We start from the raw sequence: 1389 nt of genomic DNA on the forward strand, positions 1-1389 counted from the left end.
TGTCTAGTCCTGAAATAGCGATACAAAAAAAACAATCGTTATGAAGGAATCCTTAGAAACGCTCTACGTAAAGCGTACGCAGAAAGATTACAGTTTGAGTTTTAAACTTCAAATTGTGAAAGAAATTGAAACAGGTAAATTAGGAATTACCGAATGTCGTAAGAAATATGCGATACAATCCCGTTCCACCGTTGTCACTTGGCTCAGAAAATATGGTAACTTTGATTGGGACAATCAAACACCAAATGCTATGCAAAAAACGCCTGAACAAAGAATTATGGAATTGGAGGCTGAAGTAAAATTGCTTGAAAAACAAAAAGCTTTACTTGAAAGACAAGCCTACATTGCCGATAAAAAGGCAATTTTCTTCGATATGATGATCGACCTTGCGGAGAGTGAATATCAGATTGACATCAGAAAAAACTCCGCATCCGCACAATCAGCAACTTCCGCAGAACAGAAAAAGAAACATTAGTTTTCACCTGTGGATTGTCCGGATTGGATAGACAAGTCTATTATCGAAGTTTGAAACGAAGCACCGTGCGTATCAGCAAAGCTCAGCAAGTTGTCGCGTTGGTGGAAGAGAAACGTGTGATACAACCAAAGATTGGTGGCAAAAAACTGTATTTTATGCTGAAAGAACCTCTGAAATTACTGAATATTGGCAGAGACAAATTCTTCGACATTTTACGGGCCAATCATTTACTGATTGTTCCTAAGAGAAGTTATCACGTCACGACCAACTCGCATCATCGCTTTAGAAAGCACAAAAATATGATATTGGATTATCAAATCTCAAAGCCCAATCAAGTATGGGTGGCAGACATTACCTATATTGGAAACAGGGCAAATCCCAGTTATTTAAGTCTGATAACAGATGCTTATTCCAAGAAAATCGTAGGCCATCACGTAGCAGATAACCTCAATACAGAAAGCAGTTTGATTGCCTTAAAGAAAGCTTTGAAAAATAAAAAAGTGAATGTAGAATCGCTGATACATCATTCTGACCGGGGTCTGCAATATTGCTCGAATGAATATCAAAGACTATTAGAAAGGAATCGTATCAAATGCAGTATGACGCAAAACTCAGATCCTTATGAAAATGCGGTGGCAGAAAGGATTAATGGTATTTTAAAACAAGAATTTGATATTGATAAATATGATCTTAAAACACCGTTGAGAAGAAAAATCGTGGATGAATCGATTAACATTTATAATAAAATACGACCACATTTTTCAAACCACTATCTAACGCCAAACCAAATGCACGACCAGTCTGAATTAAAAATAAGAACCTATAAAAACAAAAACCAAAGCAAAAACGTTTTTGCTTTGGTTTAATTATTTATTTTTGACCTATAATCTGTATCGGATTTTTAGGACGGGACA

General features: G+C 36.1%; 2 protein-coding genes. Both read left to right on the forward strand.

Translation table 11 applies throughout. The features are described 5' to 3' along the window. Nucleotides 1-40 precede the first annotated feature (40 nt). On the forward strand, nt 41-475 hold the full coding sequence (locus LUD75_RS19045) for a hypothetical protein (protein WP_232707391.1): 435 nt from the start codon (nt 41-43) through the stop codon (nt 473-475). A gap of 50 nt (nt 476-525) precedes the next feature. Next, complete coding sequence (locus LUD75_RS19050) at nt 526-1341, forward strand: IS3 family transposase (RefSeq protein ID WP_232707392.1); 816 nt, start codon at nt 526-528, stop codon at nt 1339-1341. Nucleotides 1342-1389 lie beyond the last annotated feature (48 nt).

The organism is Epilithonimonas sp. JDS (genome assembly GCF_021261315.1).
Taxonomy (GTDB): Bacteria; Bacteroidota; Bacteroidia; order Flavobacteriales; family Weeksellaceae; genus Epilithonimonas.